The 19,166-nt window shown below is 70.0% G+C and carries 21 protein-coding genes; 8 read left to right on the top strand and 13 right to left on the bottom strand.

Features of this window, described 5'->3' with window-relative positions; all coding sequences use genetic code 11:
* Positions 1 to 219: 219 nt before the first annotated feature.
* Together QE410_RS05160 and QE410_RS05155 are read right to left on the bottom strand one after the other, a co-directional pair.
* Positions 220 to 1,152 carry a M23 family metallopeptidase gene (locus QE410_RS05160; RefSeq protein ID WP_307328791.1) on the bottom strand — a complete coding sequence of 311 codons (933 nt, stop codon included), beginning with the start codon at positions 1,150 to 1,152 and terminating at the stop codon, positions 220 to 222.
* A 233-nt stretch (positions 1,153 to 1,385) separates the two neighbouring features.
* The gene (locus QE410_RS05155) at positions 1,386 to 2,084 is read right to left on the bottom strand and encodes a metal-dependent transcriptional regulator (RefSeq protein ID WP_154923875.1); all 699 of its coding nucleotides are present in this window, start codon (positions 2,082 to 2,084) and stop codon (positions 1,386 to 1,388) included.
* A gap of 98 nt (positions 2,085 to 2,182) precedes the next feature.
* On the opposite strand from QE410_RS05155, the gene serC reads away from it, so the two are divergent.
* Positions 2,183 to 3,304: a phosphoserine transaminase gene (gene serC, locus QE410_RS05150; protein WP_307328782.1), complete on the top strand. Its 1,122-nt coding sequence runs from the start codon at positions 2,183 to 2,185 to the stop codon at positions 3,302 to 3,304.
* 56 nt (positions 3,305 to 3,360) lie between these two features.
* On the opposite strand, the gene QE410_RS05145 is transcribed toward serC, so the two are convergent.
* Both QE410_RS05145 and QE410_RS05140 read right to left on the bottom strand, forming a co-directional pair.
* Positions 3,361 to 3,981, bottom strand: a complete 621-nt coding sequence (locus QE410_RS05145) for a DUF3027 domain-containing protein (protein ID WP_307328779.1) — start codon at positions 3,979 to 3,981, stop codon at positions 3,361 to 3,363.
* Entirely contained in the window at positions 3,965 to 4,348 is a 384-nt protein-coding gene (locus QE410_RS05140; RefSeq protein WP_307328776.1) for a cold-shock protein, read from the bottom strand. The genes QE410_RS05145 and QE410_RS05140 overlap by 17 nt, the downstream gene beginning before the upstream one ends.
* 106 nt (positions 4,349 to 4,454) lie before the next feature.
* Between QE410_RS05140 and QE410_RS05135 the strand changes: the two genes are divergently transcribed.
* The 5 genes from QE410_RS05135 (at position 4,455) to QE410_RS05115 (ending at position 10,743) form a co-directional block, all read left to right on the top strand.
* Positions 4,455 to 4,736, top strand: a complete 282-nt coding sequence (locus QE410_RS05135) for a multidrug ABC transporter ATPase (RefSeq protein WP_307328773.1) — start codon at positions 4,455 to 4,457, stop codon at positions 4,734 to 4,736.
* 1 nt (position 4,737) lies between these two features.
* Positions 4,738 to 6,465 carry a helicase-associated domain-containing protein gene (locus QE410_RS05130; RefSeq protein WP_307328770.1) on the top strand — a complete coding sequence of 576 codons (1,728 nt, stop codon included), beginning with the start codon at positions 4,738 to 4,740 and terminating at the stop codon, positions 6,463 to 6,465.
* Positions 6,466 to 6,522: 57 nt separating this feature from the next.
* Positions 6,523 to 8,172: a DNA repair helicase XPB gene (locus QE410_RS05125; RefSeq protein WP_307328767.1), complete on the top strand. Its 1,650-nt coding sequence runs from the start codon at positions 6,523 to 6,525 to the stop codon at positions 8,170 to 8,172.
* Between the two features lie 69 nt (positions 8,173 to 8,241).
* On the top strand, positions 8,242 to 8,934 hold the full coding sequence (locus QE410_RS05120; protein WP_307328764.1) for a response regulator transcription factor: 693 nt from the start codon (positions 8,242 to 8,244) through the stop codon (positions 8,932 to 8,934).
* A gap of 135 nt (positions 8,935 to 9,069) precedes the next feature.
* Positions 9,070 to 10,743 (top strand): cell wall metabolism sensor histidine kinase WalK, encoded by a 1,674-nt coding sequence (locus QE410_RS05115; protein WP_307334351.1) that lies wholly within the window; start codon positions 9,070 to 9,072, stop codon positions 10,741 to 10,743.
* A 235-nt stretch (positions 10,744 to 10,978) separates the two neighbouring features.
* Here QE410_RS05115 and groL read toward each other — a convergent pair whose 3' ends face one another.
* The 5 genes from groL to QE410_RS05090 form a co-directional block, all read right to left on the bottom strand.
* Positions 10,979 to 12,598, bottom strand: coding sequence for a chaperonin GroEL (groL, locus tag QE410_RS05110; RefSeq protein ID WP_058232926.1), 1,620 nt, complete (start codon positions 12,596 to 12,598; stop codon positions 10,979 to 10,981).
* A gap of 181 nt (positions 12,599 to 12,779) precedes the next feature.
* Positions 12,780 to 12,980: a cold-shock protein gene (locus QE410_RS05105; protein ID WP_307328759.1), complete on the bottom strand. Its 201-nt coding sequence runs from the start codon at positions 12,978 to 12,980 to the stop codon at positions 12,780 to 12,782.
* A gap of 129 nt (positions 12,981 to 13,109) precedes the next feature.
* The gene (locus QE410_RS05100) at positions 13,110 to 13,712 is read right to left on the bottom strand and encodes a LytR C-terminal domain-containing protein (RefSeq protein WP_307328755.1); all 603 of its coding nucleotides are present in this window, start codon (positions 13,710 to 13,712) and stop codon (positions 13,110 to 13,112) included.
* Between the two features lie 35 nt (positions 13,713 to 13,747).
* Positions 13,748 to 14,002 carry a DUF3263 domain-containing protein gene (locus QE410_RS05095; protein ID WP_307328753.1) on the bottom strand — a complete coding sequence of 85 codons (255 nt, stop codon included), beginning with the start codon at positions 14,000 to 14,002 and terminating at the stop codon, positions 13,748 to 13,750.
* Positions 14,003 to 14,012: 10 nt separating this feature from the next.
* Positions 14,013 to 15,002 carry a DUF2332 domain-containing protein gene (locus QE410_RS05090; RefSeq protein WP_307328750.1) on the bottom strand — a complete coding sequence of 330 codons (990 nt, stop codon included), beginning with the start codon at positions 15,000 to 15,002 and terminating at the stop codon, positions 14,013 to 14,015.
* Between the two features lie 73 nt (positions 15,003 to 15,075).
* Here QE410_RS05090 and msrB point away from each other — a divergent pair, with 73 nt between their 5' ends.
* Both msrB and QE410_RS05080 read left to right on the top strand, forming a co-directional pair.
* The gene (gene msrB, locus QE410_RS05085; RefSeq protein ID WP_307328746.1) at positions 15,076 to 15,483 is read left to right on the top strand and encodes a peptide-methionine (R)-S-oxide reductase MsrB; all 408 of its coding nucleotides are present in this window, start codon (positions 15,076 to 15,078) and stop codon (positions 15,481 to 15,483) included.
* 14 nt (positions 15,484 to 15,497) lie between these two features.
* Positions 15,498 to 16,049 (top strand): nitroreductase family protein, encoded by a 552-nt coding sequence (locus QE410_RS05080; RefSeq protein ID WP_307334348.1) that lies wholly within the window; start codon positions 15,498 to 15,500, stop codon positions 16,047 to 16,049.
* A gap of 68 nt (positions 16,050 to 16,117) precedes the next feature.
* Here the strand turns inward: QE410_RS05080 and QE410_RS05075 are convergent, their stop codons facing one another.
* From QE410_RS05075 to QE410_RS05060, 4 genes are all read right to left on the bottom strand, one after another.
* Entirely contained in the window at positions 16,118 to 17,062 is a 945-nt protein-coding gene (locus tag QE410_RS05075) for a DMT family transporter (RefSeq protein WP_307328743.1), read from the bottom strand.
* Positions 17,063 to 17,134: 72 nt separating this feature from the next.
* Positions 17,135 to 17,503 carry a GntR family transcriptional regulator gene (locus tag QE410_RS05070; protein ID WP_307328740.1) on the bottom strand — a complete coding sequence of 123 codons (369 nt, stop codon included), beginning with the start codon at positions 17,501 to 17,503 and terminating at the stop codon, positions 17,135 to 17,137.
* Complete coding sequence (locus QE410_RS05065) at positions 17,503 to 18,513, bottom strand: hypothetical protein (RefSeq protein WP_307328736.1); 1,011 nt, start codon at positions 18,511 to 18,513, stop codon at positions 17,503 to 17,505. Before QE410_RS05065 ends, QE410_RS05070 begins: the two co-directional genes overlap by 1 nt.
* Positions 18,514 to 18,576: 63 nt before the next feature.
* On the bottom strand, positions 18,577 to 19,089 hold the full coding sequence (locus tag QE410_RS05060; RefSeq protein WP_307328734.1) for a hypothetical protein: 513 nt from the start codon (positions 19,087 to 19,089) through the stop codon (positions 18,577 to 18,579).
* Between the last annotated feature and the right edge of the window lie 77 nt (positions 19,090 to 19,166).

Genomic DNA, 19,166 nt, shown 5'->3' with positions numbered 1-19,166 from the left:
GGGGCCGCGGCATCCGAACTCACGATGCCGAAGAACGAGCAGCCCGAGCGCATCCATGGTGCGGATGCGCGGACTGGTGTTCATCGGCGTTCCCTCCGGTTCTTCCGACGTCGCTGACAGGCTAACCCACTGCAACACGCCCGGGGTCAGGCCGGCAGGGAAACAGAAGACGGCGTGTCGGAGAACGATGTCCTCCGGCACGCCGTCTCGAGGAAGAACTCAGCCCGCGTTCTGCTGGAGCCAGGCGTAGGGGTCGACGACCGAACCGTTGATGTGCACCTCGAAGTGCAGGTGGTTCGCGGTCGAACTGCCCGTCGAGCCCACGAGGCCGATCAGCTGGCCCGCGGCGACGGTCTGTCCCGCCTGGACCGCACGGCTGCCGTAGGTCATGTGGCCGTAGGTGGTCGACACCTTCTGGCCGTTGATCACGTGCTCGAGCACGATGGCGACGCCGTATCCGCCGTAGCTCTCCTGCGAGATGCTCACGACTCCGGCGGCGGCGGCGAAGATCGGCTGCCCGCCGGGGGCGAGCAGGTCGACGCCCTGGTGATAACCGGAGTCCCACAGTCCACGACCGAGGACGTAGCTGGTCAGCGGCCAGCGCACCTCGCCCGATCCGGGCGCCGTCATGGTGAGATCCATCGACGACACGGTGGTGCTGGCGGTGGTCGCCGCCTGCCGTGCACGCTCGGCAGCGGCGGCTGCCGCTACGGCCGCGGCCTCTTCGTCTTTCTTCTTCTTGATCTCCTCCGCGGTGGTGGCGGAGTAGCTGCTGCGATCGAGCGTCTCGGCCGTGGCGTCGGACGCGACGACCAGCGACTGGTTGTCGGCCGCCGACATCTGCTGCAACGTCATGGTCTCGGCCGCCGGCATGGTCGCGGCATAAGCCGGGATGGCGACCGTGGCCACGAGGCCCGCCACCATCGACAGGATCACCGCGCTGCGCAGCGGCTTGCCGAAACGGGAAGACGAGGAGCGCGGAGCGGGAGCGGTGCGGGCGACCGGGGTGGCCGCAGTGGATGCGACCGGGGCGGTCGCGGGGCGAGCGGTGTGCGTCGTCGTTCGGGCGACGGCGGCGCGCACGCTCTTTCGGGTGGGGCCCGTCACGGCGACCTCGGGTAGGTCCGCAGCGGGATCGGTGTGTTCAGCCAAAGTTCCTCCGGCGCCTCTGCGTCTTCGGGGACGCTGGCTCGTCAGCACTCGATCATGGGGGCACGATGTGCGGGCTAGGCCCTCTGCGGACGACGAGCCGGTGAGGCAAACCGCGAGGGGTCCGACGGCGGGCTTCCAGCCTGTGGACTCCTGAAGGCTACCGGAAGATAACGAACAAGTCACGCTTCGGTCAGCGGTCCTCGGCGAATACCCGGGCTGCCCTCGGACGCGGATCAGCTGTCGGCGACGAGGAAGATGTGCGAGGCCACCTCGACGGGAAGCTCCAGCCCCTCGTCGACGCCGTCCATCTGCACGAGCACGTACCCCTCGTTGAAGCGGTAGTCGCCGCGCTTGCCGGGGAGGACGCCGGCCGCTTTGAGCTGCTGCAGCAGTTCGGGGTCGACCTGCGCGGGTTCAGCCAGGCGCCGGATCGTGCCGGTGATGGGGCCCCCGGCATCCGTCAGCCGGCGGACAAGACCCACCACGCCGTCGTCGAAGGTGGCGGTGGCGGCGTCGCCGAGCTGGTCGAGGCCGGGGATCGGGTTGCCGTAGGGCGACTCGGTCGGGTGACCGAGCAGCTCGACGAGGCGGCGCTCGACCTGCTCGCTCATGACGTGCTCCCACCGGCAGGCCTCGTCGTGCACGTAAGCCCAGTCGAGACCGATGACGTCGCTCAGCAGCCGCTCGGCGAGACGGTGCTTGCGCATGACGTCGACGGCCTTCTGACGCCCGTCGTCGGTGAGCTCGAGCCGGCGGTCTTCGGAGACGACGACGAGCCCATCGCGCTCCATGCGTCCGACCGTCTGCGAGACCGTGGGACCGGAATGGCCGAGACGCTCGGAGATGCGCGCGCGCAGGGGCACGATCTTCTCTTCTTCGAGCTCGAGGATCGTGCGCAGGTACATCTCGGTGGTGTCGATCAGATCGGTCATTCAAGGTCCTCGATGTCGCGCGGCAAGTGCTTCCAGCCTACCGACCCCCTCCGACATCGGCGCAGGAGCGACGGGGCGGGGACCCTAGAATCGGTCCCATGCCGCACGTGGAACTCCCCACCGACCTCCTGCCCGCCGACGGCCGCTTCGGGTGCGGCCCCTCGAAGGTGCGCGGTGCGCAGCTCGAGGCCCTCGTCACCCGTGGAGCCTCGATCCTCGGCACCTCGCACCGCCAGGCGCCGGTGAAGAACCTCGTGGCCAGCACGCGCGAGCGCCTGTCGCAGCTGTTCCGTCTGCCCGAGGGCTACGAGATCATCCTCGGCAACGGCGGATCGACCGCCTTCTGGGATGCCGCCGCCTTCGGCCTCATCGAGAACCGCAGCCAGAACCTCGTCTTCGGCGAGTTCGGCGGCAAGTTCGCCTCCGCCGCGGCCGCCCCCTGGCTGCAGGCGCCCGATGTGCGAAAGGCCGAGGCGGGAACGCGCACCGTGGCCGAGGCCGTCGAGGGCGTCGACGTCTACGCATGGCCGCACAACGAGACCTCCACCGGCGTCTCCGCCCCGGTCGAGCGTGTCCATGCGGATGCCGGGGCGCTCACCGTCATCGATGCCACCAGCGCCGCCGGCGGCATCGACTTCGACGTGACGCAGGCCGACGTCTACTACTTCGCTCCGCAGAAGAACCTCGGCTCCGACGGAGGGCTCTGGTACGCCGCCGTGTCGCCGGCCGCCGTCGAGCGCATCGAGCGCATCGCGGCATCCGACCGCTACATCCCCGAGTTCCTGAGCCTGAAGAACGCCGTCGACAACTCCCGTCTCGAGCAGACGCTGAACACCCCGGCCCTGGCGACCCTGCTGCTTCTCGACGAGCAGCTCGGGTGGATCCTCGACAACGGCGGGTTGTCGTGGGCGGGAGCCCGCACCGCGGAGTCGTCGTCGGCGCTGTACGAGTGGGCGGATGCCAGTGACGTCGCGGCCCCGTTCGTCGCCGACCCCGCCGACCGCTCCCCCGTCGTGGTCACCATCGACTTCGACGACAGCATCGACGCCGCCGCCATCGCCAAGAGCCTGCGCGCGAACGGCATCGTCGACACCGAGCCCTACCGCAAGCTCGGTCGCAACCAGCTGCGCGTCGCCACGTTCGTCTCCATCGAGCCGGCCGACGTGCGCCGCCTCATCGGCGCGATCGACTACACGATCGAGCACCTGCCCGGCGCCTGACGCGCAACGACGAAGGCCGTCCCGCATCGCGCGGGACGGCCTTCGTCGTTCAGAGATCAGTAGCTGCGGTCGTGTTCGTCGAGATCGTCGTCGTCATCGTCGAGCTCGTCGTCTTCCGACTCGTCGTCGTCGGATTCGTCGTCGAGCGTGCCGTCGCCCCGATCGGCGTCGAGCTCGTCGATGTCGACACCGTCGAGGTCGCCGGCGTGGAACCGCGGCTTGGGCTCGTCCGCCTCGTCTTCGTCATCGTCGTCGGAGTCGTCATCGTCGTCGGAGTCGTCATCATCGTCGGACCCGTCGTCGAGGTCCTCGTCATCATCGTCGTCGTCGTCGTCGGCAGCGACCGCCGCCGCCTGCGCCGCCTGGTACTCGGCCAGACGGGTCGCCCACGGCACCCAGTCGGGGGCGAGCAGGGCTCCGTCGCCGGGCAGCAGCTCGACCTCGAGCACGGTCGGCTCGGCGTCGTCGACGACGGCGACGCTCACCGTCCAGAACCACCCGGGGTAGCCCGACAGACGGGTGTGGAAACGCAACGACACCACGCCGTCGTCTTCGGCCGTGTACCCGGCCGCGGGGCCGACGGTGTCGGCCGGCGTGATCTCGTGCAGTGCGGCGAGCGCCAGATCGTGGGCGCCGGTAAGACGCTCGTCGGGGCCCTGCTCAGGCTTCGAAGTCATCGGCGACCTTGCGCAGCACGGCCGCGATCTTCTGCGCGTGCGGACCGCTCGGGTACCGGCCGCGGCGCAGGTCACCGCCGATGCCGTCGAGGAGCTTGACGAGGTCTTCCACGATGATCGCCATGTCGTCGGCGGGCTTGCGGGAGCGCTTCGACAGGCTCACGGGGGCGTCGATGATGCGCACCGAGAGCGCCTGCAGGCCGCGCTTGCCGTCGGCGACACCGAATTCCAGCCGCGTCCCGGCCTTGGGCGCGGGGGTTCCGGCGGGCAGAGCCGTGGCGTGCAGGAACACGTCCTGGCCGTCATCGGTGCTGATGAAGCCGAAGCCCTTCTCGTCGTCGTAGAACCTGACCTTGCCGGTGGGCATGGGTACCTCGCTGAGTGTGTGCGCGATCGCGCGGCGGAACGCGGGAACCGATCGGATCCCGGTCTTCCAGCCTACGGCACCTGCGCCAGGCAGTAGGCTGAGGCCGATGAGCACCCGCACCTCCGGCGGCCGCACGCCGGGCGACGACGTTCCCGTCCGCCGCATCGACCGCATCCTCGCGTTCATGTCGCTGGGGCTGCTGGTGCTGGCGCTCGTGTGCTTCTTCGCCATCATCATCGGCTCCACCGCGGGTGCCGACCTGGCATCCGGTGTCTGGCCGGTGGTGAGCCTGCTCGTCCTCGTCACGCCCCCCGTCGCGTTCGGCTGCCTGCTGGCCGTGCTCATCATGAGCTTCGTCCGAAGGGCCCGGGCCAACAAGGCTCGTTGACGTGCCCGAGACCTCCGCTCAACGCGCTCTGGCGGTCTCGTTGGGTGCGCGCTCCGACGGTGAGCTCGCACGCCTGTTCGCCGATCGCCAGGTGCCGCCGTCGGTCGCGTGGCGCGACATGTTCGACGCCGCAGAGTCGTTGCTCGAGCCCGCCTCGCTCGCCCGCGCCCTGCCCGCGCTGACGCGTCGCGAGGCCGACGCCCTGGTCGCCGCACTCGACGGCATCCCCGCGACCGGCCCCGCACGCGATGATCTCGTCTCCCGTGCGCTCGTCGGAGAAGACGGTCTGCCGTTCCCGAGCACGGCCGACGCGGTGCGCGAGGCGCTGGCCGACGGCATCCCGGATGCCACCGCACCGGTGCCCGCGCCCGCCGCGGTCGAGACGGCCGCCGCGTCCGAGGCGGCGTTCACCTACGCCGCCTCCGTGGCCGACATCCTCATGCAGACGCTCGAAGCCCCGCTCGGGCGCATCGGGTCGGGTTCGCTCGGGGCGACGGAGCGACGCCGGCTCGTCGATTCGGGTGCTGTCTCCACCCCCGCCGACGCCGACCTGCTCGTGGGCCTCGCGGCCGACGTGGGCCTCTTGGGCGCGAACGACCGTGCGTGGCTCGTGTCGTCGGCCGGTCGCGAGTGGTTGCGCCTGCCCACCCTCGAGCGGTGGCAACGCACGGCGGTCGCGCTGCGCGACGCCCTTCCCCGCGCCTATCGCGCGGCCGACGGCGGGTGGATCCCCGTCGAGCAGTGGGCCGGGGCGACGCCCTTCGACCCCGAGGGCCCGGACCGCGCCGCGTTGTGGACGCGGCGGCTCGCGCGCTGGGGCCTGATCGACGCCGCCGGTCGCACCACCCCGTGGGCGGAACCGCTTGCGCGCGGGGGCGATGTCGACACGACGGCACTGCGCGAACTCCTCCCCCCCGAGGTCGACCGGGTCTACCTGCAGAACGACCTGACGGCCATCGCTCCGGGGCCGCTCGCCCCGCACCTCGACGTGCGGTTGCGGTCGATGGCCGTGCGCGAATCGCGCGCGCAGGCCTCCAGCTACCGCTTCAGCGCCGCCTCCATCGGCGCCGCCATCACGGCGGGTGATACGGCGGAGTCCCTCCGCGAGTTCCTGACCGGCATCTCGCTGACCGGACTCCCGCAGCCGCTGGCGTACGTCATCGAGCGCACCTCGGCCGAGCACGGGCGCGTCCGGGTGTCGAGCGATCCGGCGACGCTCCTGACGCGCGTGGTCACCGACGACGAGACGCTCCTACGGTCGATGGAGGTCGATCAGTCGCTGCGTTCGATCGCCCTCTCGCGCACCGGTGACGACGAGCTCGTCTCGCACGTCTCGAGCGACGTGGTGTTCTGGGCGCTGACCGACGCGCACTACCCGGCGCTGGCCGTCGACCCCGACGGGCGTCCCCGCGCACTGGTGCGGGCGAAGCTGGCCGCCGACCCTCGGCCCGTCTCCGACCCGCTCGACACCTACACCGACCTGCTGCAGCGCCTGCGAGAGGGCGTGGGCGACTCGGATGCCGCGTGGCTCGAGCGCGAGCTCGACCAGGCCGTGCGCGCCCGCGCCGTCATCGACGTCACGGTGCGCCTTCCCGACGGCTCGGCGCGCGTGTTCCGCCTGGAGGCGACCGGACTCGGCGGGGGGCGCCTGCGCGGTCGCGATCGCGGCGCCGACGTCGAGAGGACGCTTCCGCTGTCGCACATCGACGGCGTCACCCCCGTCGACTGACCCCCCGCACCCACATGGTCGGCCGGCCCGCCCCCGACCCCGGTAGACTCGAACGCTATGTCCGACGGCCCCTTGATCGTGCAGAGCGACCGCACCGTCCTCCTCGAGGTCGCCCACCCCGAGGCGGAGACGGCGCGGCACGAGCTCGCGGTCTTCGCCGAGCTCGAGCGCGCACCCGAGCACATCCACACGTATCGCATCACGCGCCTGGGTCTGTGGAACGCCCGCGCGGCCGGTCACGACGCCGACGCCATGCTCGACACCCTCGACCGGTGGTCGCGCTTCCCGGTACCCGCATCCGTCAGCACCGATATCCGCGAGACGGTCAATCGGTACGGCCGGCTGGTCATCGAACGCAACGACGCCAAAGAGCTCGTGCTGCGGTCGTCGGATGCCGCGGTGCTCAGCGAGGTGTCGCGCAACAAGCGCATCGCGCCGCTGCTCATCGGCCACCCCACCCCCGACAGCTACCTCGTCGACGCCTGGGCGCGCGGCCACATCAAGCAGGAGCTGCTGAAGATCGGGTGGCCCGCCGAAGACCTCGCCGGCTACACCCCCGGTACGTCCCACCCGATCGATCTCGCCGAAGACGGCTGGAGCCTGCGCCCTTATCAGCGACAGGCGGTCGACTCCTTCTCCGAGGGCGGTTCCGGCGTCGTGGTGCTCCCCTGCGGCGCGGGCAAGACGCTCGTGGGTGCGGGCGCCATGGCCGACACTCGCACGACGACGCTCATCCTCGTCACCAACACCGTCAGCGCCCGCCAGTGGCGCGACGAGCTGCTGCGCCGCACGACGCTCACGCCCGAGGAGATCGGCGAGTACTCCGGGCAGGTGAAGGAGATCAAGCCCGTCACCATCGCGACGTACCAGATCCTCACCGCCAAGCGGAAAGGCCAGTACGCCCACCTGGCCCTCCTCGACGCGCTCGACTGGGGCCTGGTGCTGTACGACGAGGTGCACCTGCTGCCCGCCCCGGTGTTCAAGCTCACCGCCGACCTGCAGGCCCGGCGCCGTCTCGGCCTCACCGCCACGCTCGTGCGCGAGGACGGCCGCGAAGGCGACGTGTTCAGCCTCATCGGCCCCAAGCGCTTCGACGCCCCGTGGAAGGAGATCGAGGCGCAGGGCTTCATCTCCCCCGCCGCCTGCTACGAGGTGCGCATCGACCTCCCCGCGGGTGAGCGTCTCGAATACGCCGCCGCCGCCGACGAGGACCGCTATCGACTGGCCGCGACCGCCCCCGCCAAGATCGATGTCGCGCGGCGCCTGGTCCAGCGGCATCCGGGCGAGCGTGTGCTCATCATCGGGCAGTACCTCGATCAGATCGACGAGCTCGCCGAAGCCCTCGACGCTCCGCAGATCACCGGAGCCACCCCGATCCCCGAGCGCGAGGAGCTGTTCCAGGGGTTCCGCGACGGCAGCATCCCCCTTCTGGTGGTGTCGAAGGTGGCCAATTTCTCGGTCGACCTGCCCGAGGCCTCCGTCGCCATCCAGGTGTCGGGCTCTTTCGGGTCGCGGCAAGAAGAAGCCCAGCGCCTCGGACGCCTGCTGCGGCCGAAGCAGTCGAACCACACGGCGAGCTTCTACACCCTCATCGCCCGCGACACCGTCGACCAGGATTTCGCGCAGAACCGCCAGCGCTTCCTCGCCGAACAGGGCTACTCCTACACGATCCTGGATGCCGACGGGATCGACGCCGCCGCCGCGTGACCCATAGCAGGGCGCGCCCATCGGTTCCATATCCAGCGGATTGCTGGGTCGCTTCACGATAATGAGGGCATGACAGCACCTCGCATCCTCGTCGTCGACGACGAACCGAACATTCGCGACCTGCTCATCACGAGCCTGCGCTTCGCCGGGTTCCAGGTGCGAGCCGTGGCCAACGGCGCGCAGACGATCTCCGCCGTGCTCGAGGAAGAACCCGACCTCATCGTGCTCGACGTGATGCTGCCCGACATGAACGGGTTCAGCGTCACCAAGCGCTTGCGTGGCGCCGGCTACACCGCGCCGATCCTGTTCCTGACCGCCAAAGACGAGACCGAAGACAAGATCGAGGGCTTGAACGCCGGCGGCGACGACTACGTCACCAAGCCCTTCAGCCTCGACGAGATCGTGGCCCGCATCCAGGCGATCCTGCGCCGCACGATGCAGGCCGACGAGGAGTCCGTCATCCGCACGGGTGAGCTGACCATGGACCAGGACACCCACGACGTCAGCGTGGGCGACGTGTCGATCGACCTCAGCCCCACCGAGTTCAAACTGCTGCGCTACCTCATGCTCAATCCGAACCGCGTGTTGAGCAAGGCGCAGATCCTCGACCACGTCTGGGAGTACGACTTCAACGGCGACGCCGGGATCGTCGAGAGCTACATCTCGTACCTCCGCCGCAAGATCGATCCCCACTCCTCCGAGCCGCTGATCCAGACCAAGCGCGGCTTCGGCTACATGCTGAAGTCGGGCAAGACCGCCTGAGCGAAAGGCGTCCCCCTGTCGCATCCCGACGATGCCCTCACACGCTGGTGGCGCGGACTGAGCCTTCGCACCAAGGTCACCGGCGTGACCGTCGTGCTGCTCGCGATCGGGTTGTTCACGGCGGGTATCGGCACCATGGTGTTCCTGCGCACCACCCTGGTGAACAACCTCGACGAGCAGCTCGCTCAGCAAGCGGCGGGCAACATCGCCGACAGCGTCTTCACGATGACGCCCGCCGACGGCCAGATCGTCTTCTCGCAGATCGACAACGCCCCGCAGATCGGGTCGATGGTCGTCGTGTACGGCCCCGACGGCGAACGCAAGGCGTTCTACAACGGCACGGCATCCAAGGCGCTCCCCCAGTTGCCCTCCACCTTCACCGTCGAGCAGACCTACGGTCAAATCGATCGGCGCATCGATCTGCACGACGGTGAGTCGGGTCAGCACTTCCTCGCCCGCGTCGGTGTGCTGCAGGTCAACGGCAGCCCCGGCGTGTACACCCAGATGGTGATCCAGCCGCTGGCGCCGACGGATCGCATCGTGACGGCCTACATCGGCATCTACGCCTTCGTCGCGCTGCTCATCCTGATCGCGACCGCCCTGCTGACCCGATGGTTGGTGACGCTCGCCTTCCGCAACCTCCGGCAGGTCGAGACGACGGCCATGGACATCGCGGCGGGCGACTTCAGCCAGCGGCTGACCGACATCGTTCCCGACACCGAGGTGGGCCGGCTCAAGACCGCCATCAACGCGATGCTCGCCCGCATCGACGGCGCGCTCGGCCAACGGGATGCCACCGTGCGGCAGATGCGCCGGTTCATCGGCGACGCGAGTCACGAGCTGCGCACTCCCCTCGTCACGATGCGCGGCTACGCGGAGCTGTACCGCATGGGCGCGATCCGCTCCGACCAGGACGTCGCCCAATCGATGGAGCGCATCGAGAAGGAGGCCATCCGCATGGGCGCGCTCGTGGAAGACCTCCTCGCCCTCGCCCGCCTCGACGAGCGACGTGACGTGACGATCATCGCGCTCGATCTGCGTCCGATCGCGCGCGACGCCGCCCTCGACCTGCGCGTGACGTCGCCGCAGCGCGAGGTGACGGTCGATGACACGACCTCGCGCCACGAGATCGTCCTGCCCACGATGAGCCTCGATCCGCTGCTGGATGCCGGGGGCGACCCGGCCGGCGCGGCCAACCGCCGCCGTGCCGCACCGAGCACGTCGGCCATGGCGATCGCGGGCGCGACGCTGTCGCGTCTGCGGCGCAAGCCGAAGGATGCCGGTGAGACGACGCCCGCGCCCGTGGAGGCCGCGCCGACCGCTTCCCCCACCCCACCGGCCGGCGTGGTGCGCACCCCGCCGCGACCCGCGCCCATCGTGCTCGGCGACGAGAACAAGGTGCGCCAGGTGGTGGCGAACCTCCTCGGCAACGCGCGACGTTTTACCGCCGACGATTCGCCCATCGGCCTCCGGGTGGGCGTCGACGTCGAACGCGACATGGGGTGGATCGAGATCATCGACCACGGCGAGGGCGTGCCCGAACAGATCCGCGATCAGATCTTCCAGCGTTTCTGGCGCGCCGACACCTCTCGCACGCGCGAGACGGGGGGCTCCGGACTCGGCCTGTCGATCGTGGCATCCATCGTCGACCTGCTGCACGGAACGGTCGAGGTGGTCGACACCCCCGGCGGTGGTGCGACCTTCCGCGTCTCGCTGCCCCTCGCGGATCGCCGCGATGCCCAGGAGCACGCGCTGATCGAGACGCAGCCGCTGGAGCGGCTCCCCGAGGGCTTCAGGCCCGACGCCTGACGAGACGCGACCACTCGGGTTCCTCGCGTGCGGGCGGCGGGAGAGGGGATTCGGGCGGCGGAGGACCACCGATGCGGACGCGTCCTCTCGTCCCGGAACCCCCTCCGCTCGCGGACTGCAGCGCGCCGGCGACGCGCGCCCATCCGGGGAGCGATGAGGCGCCGCCCGAAGACCACCCGCACACGAAGAACGCCCCCTCTCGAAGGAGGGGGCGTTCTCAGACGTCAGGCGTGGATCAGAAGTCCATGCCACCCGTCGGGTCGCCCGCGGGAGCGGCGGCCTTCTCGGGCTTGTCGGCGACGACGACCTCGGTGGTGAGGAAGAGGCCGGCGATCGACGCGGCGTTCTGCAGCGCGGAGCGCGTGACCTTGGCCGGGTCGATGATGCCCTGTGCGAACAGGTCGCCGTACTCGCCGGTCGCGGCGTTGAGGCCGTGTCCGACGGGCAGGTCGGCGACCTTGTTGGCGACGACACCGGGCTCGAGACCGGCGTTGAGCGCGATCTGCTTGAGCGGAGCCTCGATGGCGACCTTGACGATGTTCGCGCCGGTGGCCTCGTCGCCGACGAGCTCGAGCGAGCCGAAGGCGTTCTTGCCGGCCTGGATCAGGGCGACGCCACCACCGGCGACGACACCCTCTTCGACGGCCGCCTTGGCGTTGCGCACGGCGTCTTCGATGCGGTGCTTGCGCTCCTTGAGCTCGACCTCGGTGGCCGCGCCCGCCTTGATGACGGCGACGCCGCCGGCGAGCTTGGCGAGGCGCTCCTGGAGCTTCTCGCGGTCGTAGTCGCTGTCGGTGTTCTCGATCTCGCGACGGATCTGCGTGACGCGACCCTCGATGAGCTCGGACTCGCCGGCACCTTCGACGATAGTGGTCTCGTCCTTGGTGATGATGACCTTGCGGGCACGGCCGAGCAGGTCGACGGTGGCGTTCTCGAGCTTGAGGCCGACCTCTTCGGTGATGACCTGGCCGCCGGTGAGGATCGCGATGTCCTGCAGCTGCGCCTTGCGACGGTCGCCGAAGCCGGGAGCCTTGACGGCGGCCGACTTGAAGATGCCACGGATCTTGTTGAGCACGAGCGTCGCGAGAGCCTCGCCCTCGACGTCCTCGGCGATGATGAGGAGCTCCTTGCCCTCCTGGATCACCTTGTCGACGATGGGCAGAAGGTCCTTGATGTTCGAGATCTTCTGGTTCGCGATGAGGATGTAGGGGTCTTCGAAGACCGCTTCCTGGCGCTCGGGGTCGGTGACGAAGTAGGGGTTGATGTAACCCTTGTCGAAGCGCATGCCCTCGGTGAGCTCGAGCTCGGTGCCGAACGTGTTCGACTCCTCGACGGTGACGACGCCTTCCTTGCCGACCTTGTCGATGGCCTCGGCGATGAGCTCGCCGATGGCGGGGTCAGCGGCCGAGATCGAGGCGGTGGCGGCGATCTGCTCCTTGGACTCGACCTCCTTGGCGGCGGAGAGGAGCTCGTCGGTGACGGCCTTGACGGCCTTCTCGATGCCCTTCTTGAGCGAGATGGGGTCGGCGCCGGCGGCGACGTTGCGCAGGCCCTCGCGCACGAGCGCCTGAGCCAGGACGGTGGCGGTGGTGGTGCCGTCACCCGCGACGTCGTCGGTCTTCTTGGCGACCTCCTTGACCAGCTCGGCGCCGATCTTCTCGTACGGGTCGTCGAGCTCGATCTCCTTGGCGATCGAGACGCCGTCGTTCGTGATCGTGGGGGCGCCCCACTTCTTCTCGAGCACGACGTTGCGACCGCGCGGGCCCAGGGTCACCTTGACGGCGTCGGCCAGCGTGTTGAGGCCACGCTCGAGGCCACGGCGTGCCTCTTCGTCGAAAGCGATGATCTTTGCCATAAGTGTGTCGTCCCTCCCGGACGGGTGACTTCCAGATTTTGGCACTCGACGAAAGCGAGTGCTAACTCATTCTGGCACTCGACCCTAGGGAGTGCAAGCCACACGGTCCGGCGTGAACGTCGAACGCCGTGGCATCCGGGTGACGGATGCCACGGCGTTCGGTGGCGTTCGGTTCAGCGTCTCAGGCGAGACGGACGGACTCCGCCTGAGGGCCCTTCTGTCCGGTTCCGACGGTGAACTCCACCGTCTGCCCCTCCTCGAGGACGCGGAAACCCGACATCTCGATGCTGGAGTAGTGAACGAACACGTCCTGACCATCGGCGACGGTGATGAACCCGAAGCCCTTCTCGGCGTTGAACCATTTGACAGTGCCCTGCGTCATGCGAATCTCCTGTTGCTGAATGACGAGGTCATCGTAAGCACGGAGGATGCCGCGGAATCAGGGTTCCCGAGCATTGTTGACGCGCGTGCCGTCAAGTTGTTACGCCGCGGAAACACGCGGCCCCACGGGTCAGGACGACGGCGCCTCGGAGGTCTGACCGGCCGCTCGATCGAGGCCGACGACGACGATAAGGCGCTTCACCGCGCTCTCGTCGTCGGGGGTGTTCGGGTCGTCGCTCGGCTGCAGGAAGTCGCTCTGCGCCACCTGCGCGCCCCCGATCGTCTGGGCCAGTCCCTCCGCCGCCGCCTCGTCGGTGTCGCGGAGGTAGAAGACGGTGGTCTGCGCGAAGTCGGTGCTGTCGGAGTCACCCGTCTCGACGGTGTCGCCCGGCCACCCCGCCGCGACGATCCGATCGCGCAGCGTTCCCGCGAGGCCTTCGTCGGCGGTGCCGTTGAGCACGACCACCGAGTAAGAGGTGTCGACGACGGCCGGCGTCGTCGCCGAGGCCGTCGGCGTGGGCGTCGGCTCGGCGTCGGGGCCCAGGGAGATGCGACCGGATACGACGAGGGTCGCGAAGATGCCGGCGATGATCAGCACGAGCGTGGCGATCGCCGCCCACAGGAAGATGATCCAGCCGCGCAGCCGCGGGTTCTCGGCGCGGTGCGCGCCGACGCGGCCGGTCGGATCGGGCAGGTCGTCGAAGCGATCCCGAGGGAAGGTCGATCTGGCCATTGGACGATGCTATCGGTCGGAAGACCGGCGCCCTTTCAGCGCGATGCCGCCCGGCCCAGGCGCGAACGGTGCCGGTCTGCGGCGTCGTCGCGACGGCGGCGCAGGCGCCGCACCAGCATGGGGTCGTGGGCGAGAGCGTCGGGGGTGTCGATCAGACGGCCGAGGACCTGGTAGTACCGGGCGGGCGTCATACCGAACTCGGCGCGGATCGCCTCCTCTTTCGCACCCGCATGACGTCGCCATTCACCCTCGAAAGCGAGGAAGGCGCGGTCGCGGTCCGATAGAGCCATGACTTCCACGTTAGGGTCGAGCCGCGTCGGACCCCGGATGCCACGCCACCCACGCCCCGAGTGGATCGACCTCGGCGACGACATCGCCGTCCAGTGCCAGCGCGAACCCGCCGCGCACCGACTCGACGCGTCGCGTCCATCCGTCGTGCAGTGCCGGCGCGTCGAGGGTGACCCATCGACCCGCCGATCGTGCCGCGTCGATCACGGCGGCGCGGTGCGGTGCGGGGACGTGCGCGAGAACGCCGGGGGTCGTGACGACCAGGGTCGCGCCGGCCGGGGCCTGCGCGGCGAGAGCGGGCAGCGCGTCGGCGCCGTCGCCGGCCACGAGCAGCGGCGGGTCGCCGGCGGCGATGTCGATCGCCCTCGCGATGCGCTCACGCCGCTCCTCCTCGCCCGGCCAGACCAGGTCCATCAGCCACGCCCGGTCCTCGGCGCGGTCGACGTCGAGCGGGTTCAGGTCGATGCCGGCGCGCCAGACGACCTCCGGCATCCGCAGCTCCGGTGCGCCCTCCAGCTCACATGCGAGCACGACGGGGCTGACTCCCGCGACGGGATCGAGTGCGACGGTCTCGCCGCCGCGACGGTACCGGTAGGAGTATCGATCGGGATTCAGGCACAGCCCCGCGCTGGCGCCCACCTCGAGCAGGGCGATGGGCCCGTCGATCAGTGCGAGCGCCGGGAGCAGGGCCGCGCACCGCAGCGGCTCGTTCGTCTGCACGCTCCGCCGGGCGCATTCGGCGGCGATCTCGCCGGCATGCGCGACCACCCACGATGCCCAGGCGTCGACATCGTCCATCGGGGCGCCGAGGAGCCGCAGCACGGCGAACACGAGCGGGGGTTGACGACGCGTCGGACCCACCTCGGCGAGCGCCGTCGCCACCGCCGGATCCTCGGCCACCCGCCGCGCCCACGCCTCGTAGACCGCCGATCGACCGGGCGCCTCCTCACGGGCGAAGCGCTCGAACCGGGCGACGACGGCGGTCACGGCATCCTGATCCACCCCGCAGATTATGCCGGGCCGACCTGACCGCTCGCGGGCACGACAGAATGGATGCCGGAGAAGGGAAGTTCCAATGACTTATGCCGTCGACAAGTCCGACGACCAGTGGCGCGCAGAACTGTCGCCCGAACAGTACGCGGTGCTCCGTCAGGCCGGGACCGAGCGCGCCTGGACCGGCGAACTGCTCGACGAGAGCCGCGCCGGTCTGTACACCTGTGCCGCGTGCGGTGCCGAGCTGTTCCAGAGCGGAACCAAGTTCGACTCGCACTGCGGATGGCCGAGCTTCTACGAGTCGGTACGCCCGGAGGCCGTCGAACTCATCGACGACAACAGCCACGGCATGCAGCGCACCGAGGTGCGGTGCGCGAACTGCGGCTCGCACCTGGGCCACGTCTTCCCGGACGGCTTCGGCACGCCCACCGGCGACCGCTACTGCATGAACTCGCTGTCGCTGAACTTCACCCCGGAAGAGCAGGCGTGAGCGCACTCGAGGCGATGCGCGACCGCCGGTCGTGGTCGAAGGTCACCGACCTCGCCCCCACCGGTCCCGAGCTGGAGGCGTTCGTCGCCGCCGCCGGTCGCGTCGCCGACCACAAGACGCTTCGTCCGTGGCGCATCATCGAGATCCGCGGGAGCGACCGCGATCTGCTCGCGCGTGCGCTGAACAAGGCCGACGGCAAGAAGGGGTACTCGTCGAAGCCCCGCCGCGCGCCGCTGATCCTCGCCCTCGTGGCAGACGTGTCGTCGAAGAAGATCCCGGCCTGGGAGCAGGAGGCCACGGCATCCGGGGTCGCCCACATGCTGAGCCTGGTGCTCGACGAGGCGGGATTCGGTGTCTTCTGGCGCACCGACGACAACACCCGCAGCAAGGCGCTCGCGAAGGCCCACGGCTTAAAGAAGGGCGAGGTGCTGCTCGGGTGGCTGTACGTCGGCGGCAAGCCGCCGCGCACGCGTCCGGTCCGTCGCAAGACCGTGGATGCCGCGAAGCACATCTCGCGCATGCCCGGAGGAAAGAAGCGGCGCAAGGACCACGACGCGCGCTCCTGATCACGCGCACCGTCACGCCGCCCGGGGGTTCCTCCGGGCGGCGTCGTCGTTCATGCCGTCGGGCGACCTCAGGCCCGTCGACCGCGCCGCCACGGCACCGCGGCCACGACGACGCCGGCGATGGCGACCGCGGCCGCCAGGACGGCCACCGGGGTGGACGGAGCGGCCGGCGCGGGCCAGAACGCGTCGAGCACCACCGAGGTGCTCAACAGGCCCACCACCGACCCGAGACCCAGCAGCAGCACCCCGGTGCGGCGGACCACCACCGACGACAAGTAGATGTAGATCACGCCGACCGCGCCGCCGGCGTAGAGCCACGGATCGCTCGGGACGGCGCGCGGCGTCCCGACGGCAGCGATGTGCACGAGGGCGGCGATCACGAGCACGATGGTGCCGCCGATGAAGTTGACCAGCGTCGCCGTCAACGGACTCTCGACGTGCACGCGCAGGCGGCCGTTGGTGCCCTGCTGCCAGGCGACCCCGACGCCCGCGACGGCGGGGACGACGAGCATCCACAGCGGCACGCTCCCCAGCGCATCGCCCGACAGGCACACGACGACTCCCGCCACGGCGAGCGCCGCGCCGATGAGCCGGCGCACCGTGACGGGAACGACGCCGGCCGGTCCGTACCCCACGCGGTCGAGCACGAGACCCCCGGTGGTCTGCCCGGCGACGAAGCCGACCGTGAACAGCGCGACGCCGATCGTCGCCACCGTCAGCCCCTGGCTCGCCACGGTGAACGCGCCCACGAGACCGCCCAGCAGCATCCACCCGGGAACGGTGCGTGACCGGATGCCGTCGACCAGGCGCTCGAACCCGCGACGCCCCTCGGGCAGCAGCACCGCCAGCGCGACCAGGATGACGAGCCCCGAAGCGAAAGACACCGCGGCGGCCAGGATGCCGTCGCCGAGCGCCGCACCGAGCGAGCCGTTGATCCGCGCCTGCAGCGCGGTGAGGGCACCGATGAGCACCGCTCCCCCGACGGCCACGCCGGTCGCACCGCGCTCCGACACCGCACTCCCTTCGTGCCCGGCAGCCGGGCCACCGTCGATCGTACGACGCGGGCCGCGGTCGTCTCTTCGCGATCAGGTCGATCGGGCGTCGTCCGCCATCAGACGAAGGACGTCGGTGAGCGTCTGCGTCGTGACCCCCTCGCTGACGGCCACGTCGACGAGCTCGCGCAGGCGCCGCGTGAGATCGGCCGACAGCGCGGAAACGCCCGACGCGACCCGCGTTCCCGACCCCACCCGGCTGACGATGAGCCCCTCGCTCTCCAGAGCGCGGTAGACCTTCTGCACGGTGCCGGGAGCCACACCGAAATCGGCGGCCGCCTGCCGCACCGTCGGCAACTTCTCCCCCGCTCCGAGTCGGCCCGAAGCGATCAGACCGCGGAGGAACCCGTGCAGGTCGGTGGGCGATCCGGCCTCTCGGGATCTCGACGAGACGGCATCCATCACGTCGCCACCTCGACCGGCCGGGCAGGGAATCGGTGTCGGGCGCTCACGATTGCGGCGGCGCGGAGCACGAGCAGTGTCAGCAGCACGCACCCCGCGATCTCGAGGATCGGCGCGGCGAATCCTCCCGCCATGATCAGGTCGGCGTGCGGGAGCGCGACGTCGACCGTCTCTTCGCGCCCCGACTCCATCACGACGGTCATGCTGGTCGTGGCTGCGGAGCGCGCCATGTGCAGCATCCCGCCGAGCACGACCAGAACGGTCGCGACCCCCAACGTCACGATGTCGCGGGCGACGTCGGAACGGCCTGAACGCTCGAGGTCGAGCCGCGCTCCATCGGAGTACGGCCGCAGGGCGTTGCGATGCAGGGCGAGCACGACGCCCGCGCCGAGCGCGACCACGCCTGCCAGCATCGGGATGCCGTAAGCCCAACCGGGAAAGACCATCACGATCGGCGGCGCCGCGACGTTCGGCATTTCCCAGGCGATGTGGGCGGACAGCCCGGGATCCAATGCCGTCGACATCCGGCCGAAGACGACGACGATTCCCCCGGTGACGGCTACAGCCGCGGCCAGCACCCGGATGCCCCGGTGCGGCCCGAACGTCGTCCACGTACGCCTGGTCGCCGACGCGGCGTCCAGGGTACGACGGGGTTGCGCCGTTCGGCGCGTCACGACCCATACGACCAATCCCGCCGCGGCCACCGCCGGGGCCAGGGCGAACCGCCACCACGACACGGTGGCGGACATGTCGAAGGCGTAGCCGCGCAGCGCGATGTCGCCGATCCACACCGCCGCGACGACGAGGGCGATCGCACCGAGAGCGACGCGGTCCCACTGAGAGGCGGAGTCCGCGATCCGCCTACCGCGGCGCACCCGTGCCAAAAGGAGGGCGATCAGCACGCCGAGCGCGATGCAGATCAGCGTCGACGACAGCAGGCCCCAGATGACCTCGGACGGAGACGACTGCAGCATCCGGGTCCACGCGTTCCGGAGATATTCGGGGCTCATGGCGACCACCTTTCGTGTCACCTTTCTAGCACATTTTGTACCACATGCGTGACACGCTTTTCGTCAGACGACGACAGAGGCCCTCCGCGCGCGTCGGCCGCGGATCACCCCGCCCGCGAAGATCGCGAGGAGCGCGAGCATCGCGAGCAGGCTCACCGCGCCGAGGGCGGCACCGCCGTAGGCGTAGTCGCCACCGCTGATGCCGTACGTGTCGGCGAGGCCCATACCCGGGCCGAACGACGCGACGAAATACCCCGCGATCCCGAGGAGGAGCAGAGCGAGGTAGGCGGAGACGACGGCCCAGACGTCGGCGTCGGTCAGGGCGAACACCAGCAGGAAGACGAGACCGAGCACGGGGCCCGCGGCGATGACCGCGACGACGAACGCGTTGGGCGGCCCCTGGTTCGCCGCCCCCACCTCGCGCCACACCTCGGCCGCGGTCAGTCCGGGCACCGCCGCTTCCGGGTTCCACACGAGGATCTGCACGAGCGCGACGACGGCGTAGACCGTCACGACCATCAGGCCCGCGGTAGCGGTGATGACACGGGTGCGGCGATGAACGGAGCCAGGCTTCATCGCCCCATCATCGCCGATGCGCGGTCACCGAACCCGGCGCGCGGGCACGTCGATGTCGCCCTCACCCGCTCGTATAC

It is taken from the genome of Microbacterium sp. SORGH_AS_1204 (assembly GCF_030818935.1).
In the GTDB taxonomy this organism is placed as follows: Bacteria; Actinomycetota; Actinomycetes; order Actinomycetales; family Microbacteriaceae; genus Microbacterium.
The sequence above is the reverse complement of the archived record's forward strand: the minus strand, read 5'-3'. Positions and strand labels throughout refer to the sequence as shown.

Bases quoted from the DNA above. Each gene is read 5' to 3' on its own strand.
- QE410_RS05115 (WP_307334351.1), top strand. From the start codon at position 9,070: ATGGTGTTCCTGCGCACCACCCTGGTGAACAACCTCGACGAGCAGCTC.
- QE410_RS05140 (WP_307328776.1), bottom strand. From the start codon at position 4,348: ATGCCCACCGGCAAGGTCAGGTTCTACGACGACGAGAAGGGCTTCGGC.
- QE410_RS05125 (WP_307328767.1), top strand. From the start codon at position 6,523: ATGTCCGACGGCCCCTTGATCGTGCAGAGCGACCGCACCGTCCTCCTC.
- groL (WP_058232926.1), bottom strand. From the start codon at position 12,598: ATGGCAAAGATCATCGCTTTCGACGAAGAGGCACGCCGTGGCCTCGAG.
- QE410_RS05135 (WP_307328773.1), top strand. From the start codon at position 4,455: ATGAGCACCCGCACCTCCGGCGGCCGCACGCCGGGCGACGACGTTCCC.
- msrB (WP_307328746.1), top strand. From the start codon at position 15,076: ATGACTTATGCCGTCGACAAGTCCGACGACCAGTGGCGCGCAGAACTG.
- QE410_RS05120 (WP_307328764.1), top strand. From the start codon at position 8,242: ATGACAGCACCTCGCATCCTCGTCGTCGACGACGAACCGAACATTCGC.
- QE410_RS05080 (WP_307334348.1), top strand. From the start codon at position 15,498: ATGCGCGACCGCCGGTCGTGGTCGAAGGTCACCGACCTCGCCCCCACC.
- QE410_RS05105 (WP_307328759.1), bottom strand. From the start codon at position 12,980: ATGACGCAGGGCACTGTCAAATGGTTCAACGCCGAGAAGGGCTTCGGG.
- QE410_RS05145 (WP_307328779.1), bottom strand. From the start codon at position 3,981: ATGACTTCGAAGCCTGAGCAGGGCCCCGACGAGCGTCTTACCGGCGCC.
- QE410_RS05155 (WP_154923875.1), bottom strand. From the start codon at position 2,084: ATGACCGATCTGATCGACACCACCGAGATGTACCTGCGCACGATCCTC.
- QE410_RS05060 (WP_307328734.1), bottom strand. From the start codon at position 19,089: ATGAAGCCTGGCTCCGTTCATCGCCGCACCCGTGTCATCACCGCTACC.
- QE410_RS05070 (WP_307328740.1), bottom strand. From the start codon at position 17,503: ATGGATGCCGTCTCGTCGAGATCCCGAGAGGCCGGATCGCCCACCGAC.
- QE410_RS05065 (WP_307328736.1), bottom strand. From the start codon at position 18,513: ATGAGCCCCGAATATCTCCGGAACGCGTGGACCCGGATGCTGCAGTCG.
- serC (WP_307328782.1), top strand. From the start codon at position 2,183: ATGCCGCACGTGGAACTCCCCACCGACCTCCTGCCCGCCGACGGCCGC.
- QE410_RS05100 (WP_307328755.1), bottom strand. From the start codon at position 13,712: ATGGCCAGATCGACCTTCCCTCGGGATCGCTTCGACGACCTGCCCGAT.
- QE410_RS05095 (WP_307328753.1), bottom strand. From the start codon at position 14,002: ATGGCTCTATCGGACCGCGACCGCGCCTTCCTCGCTTTCGAGGGTGAA.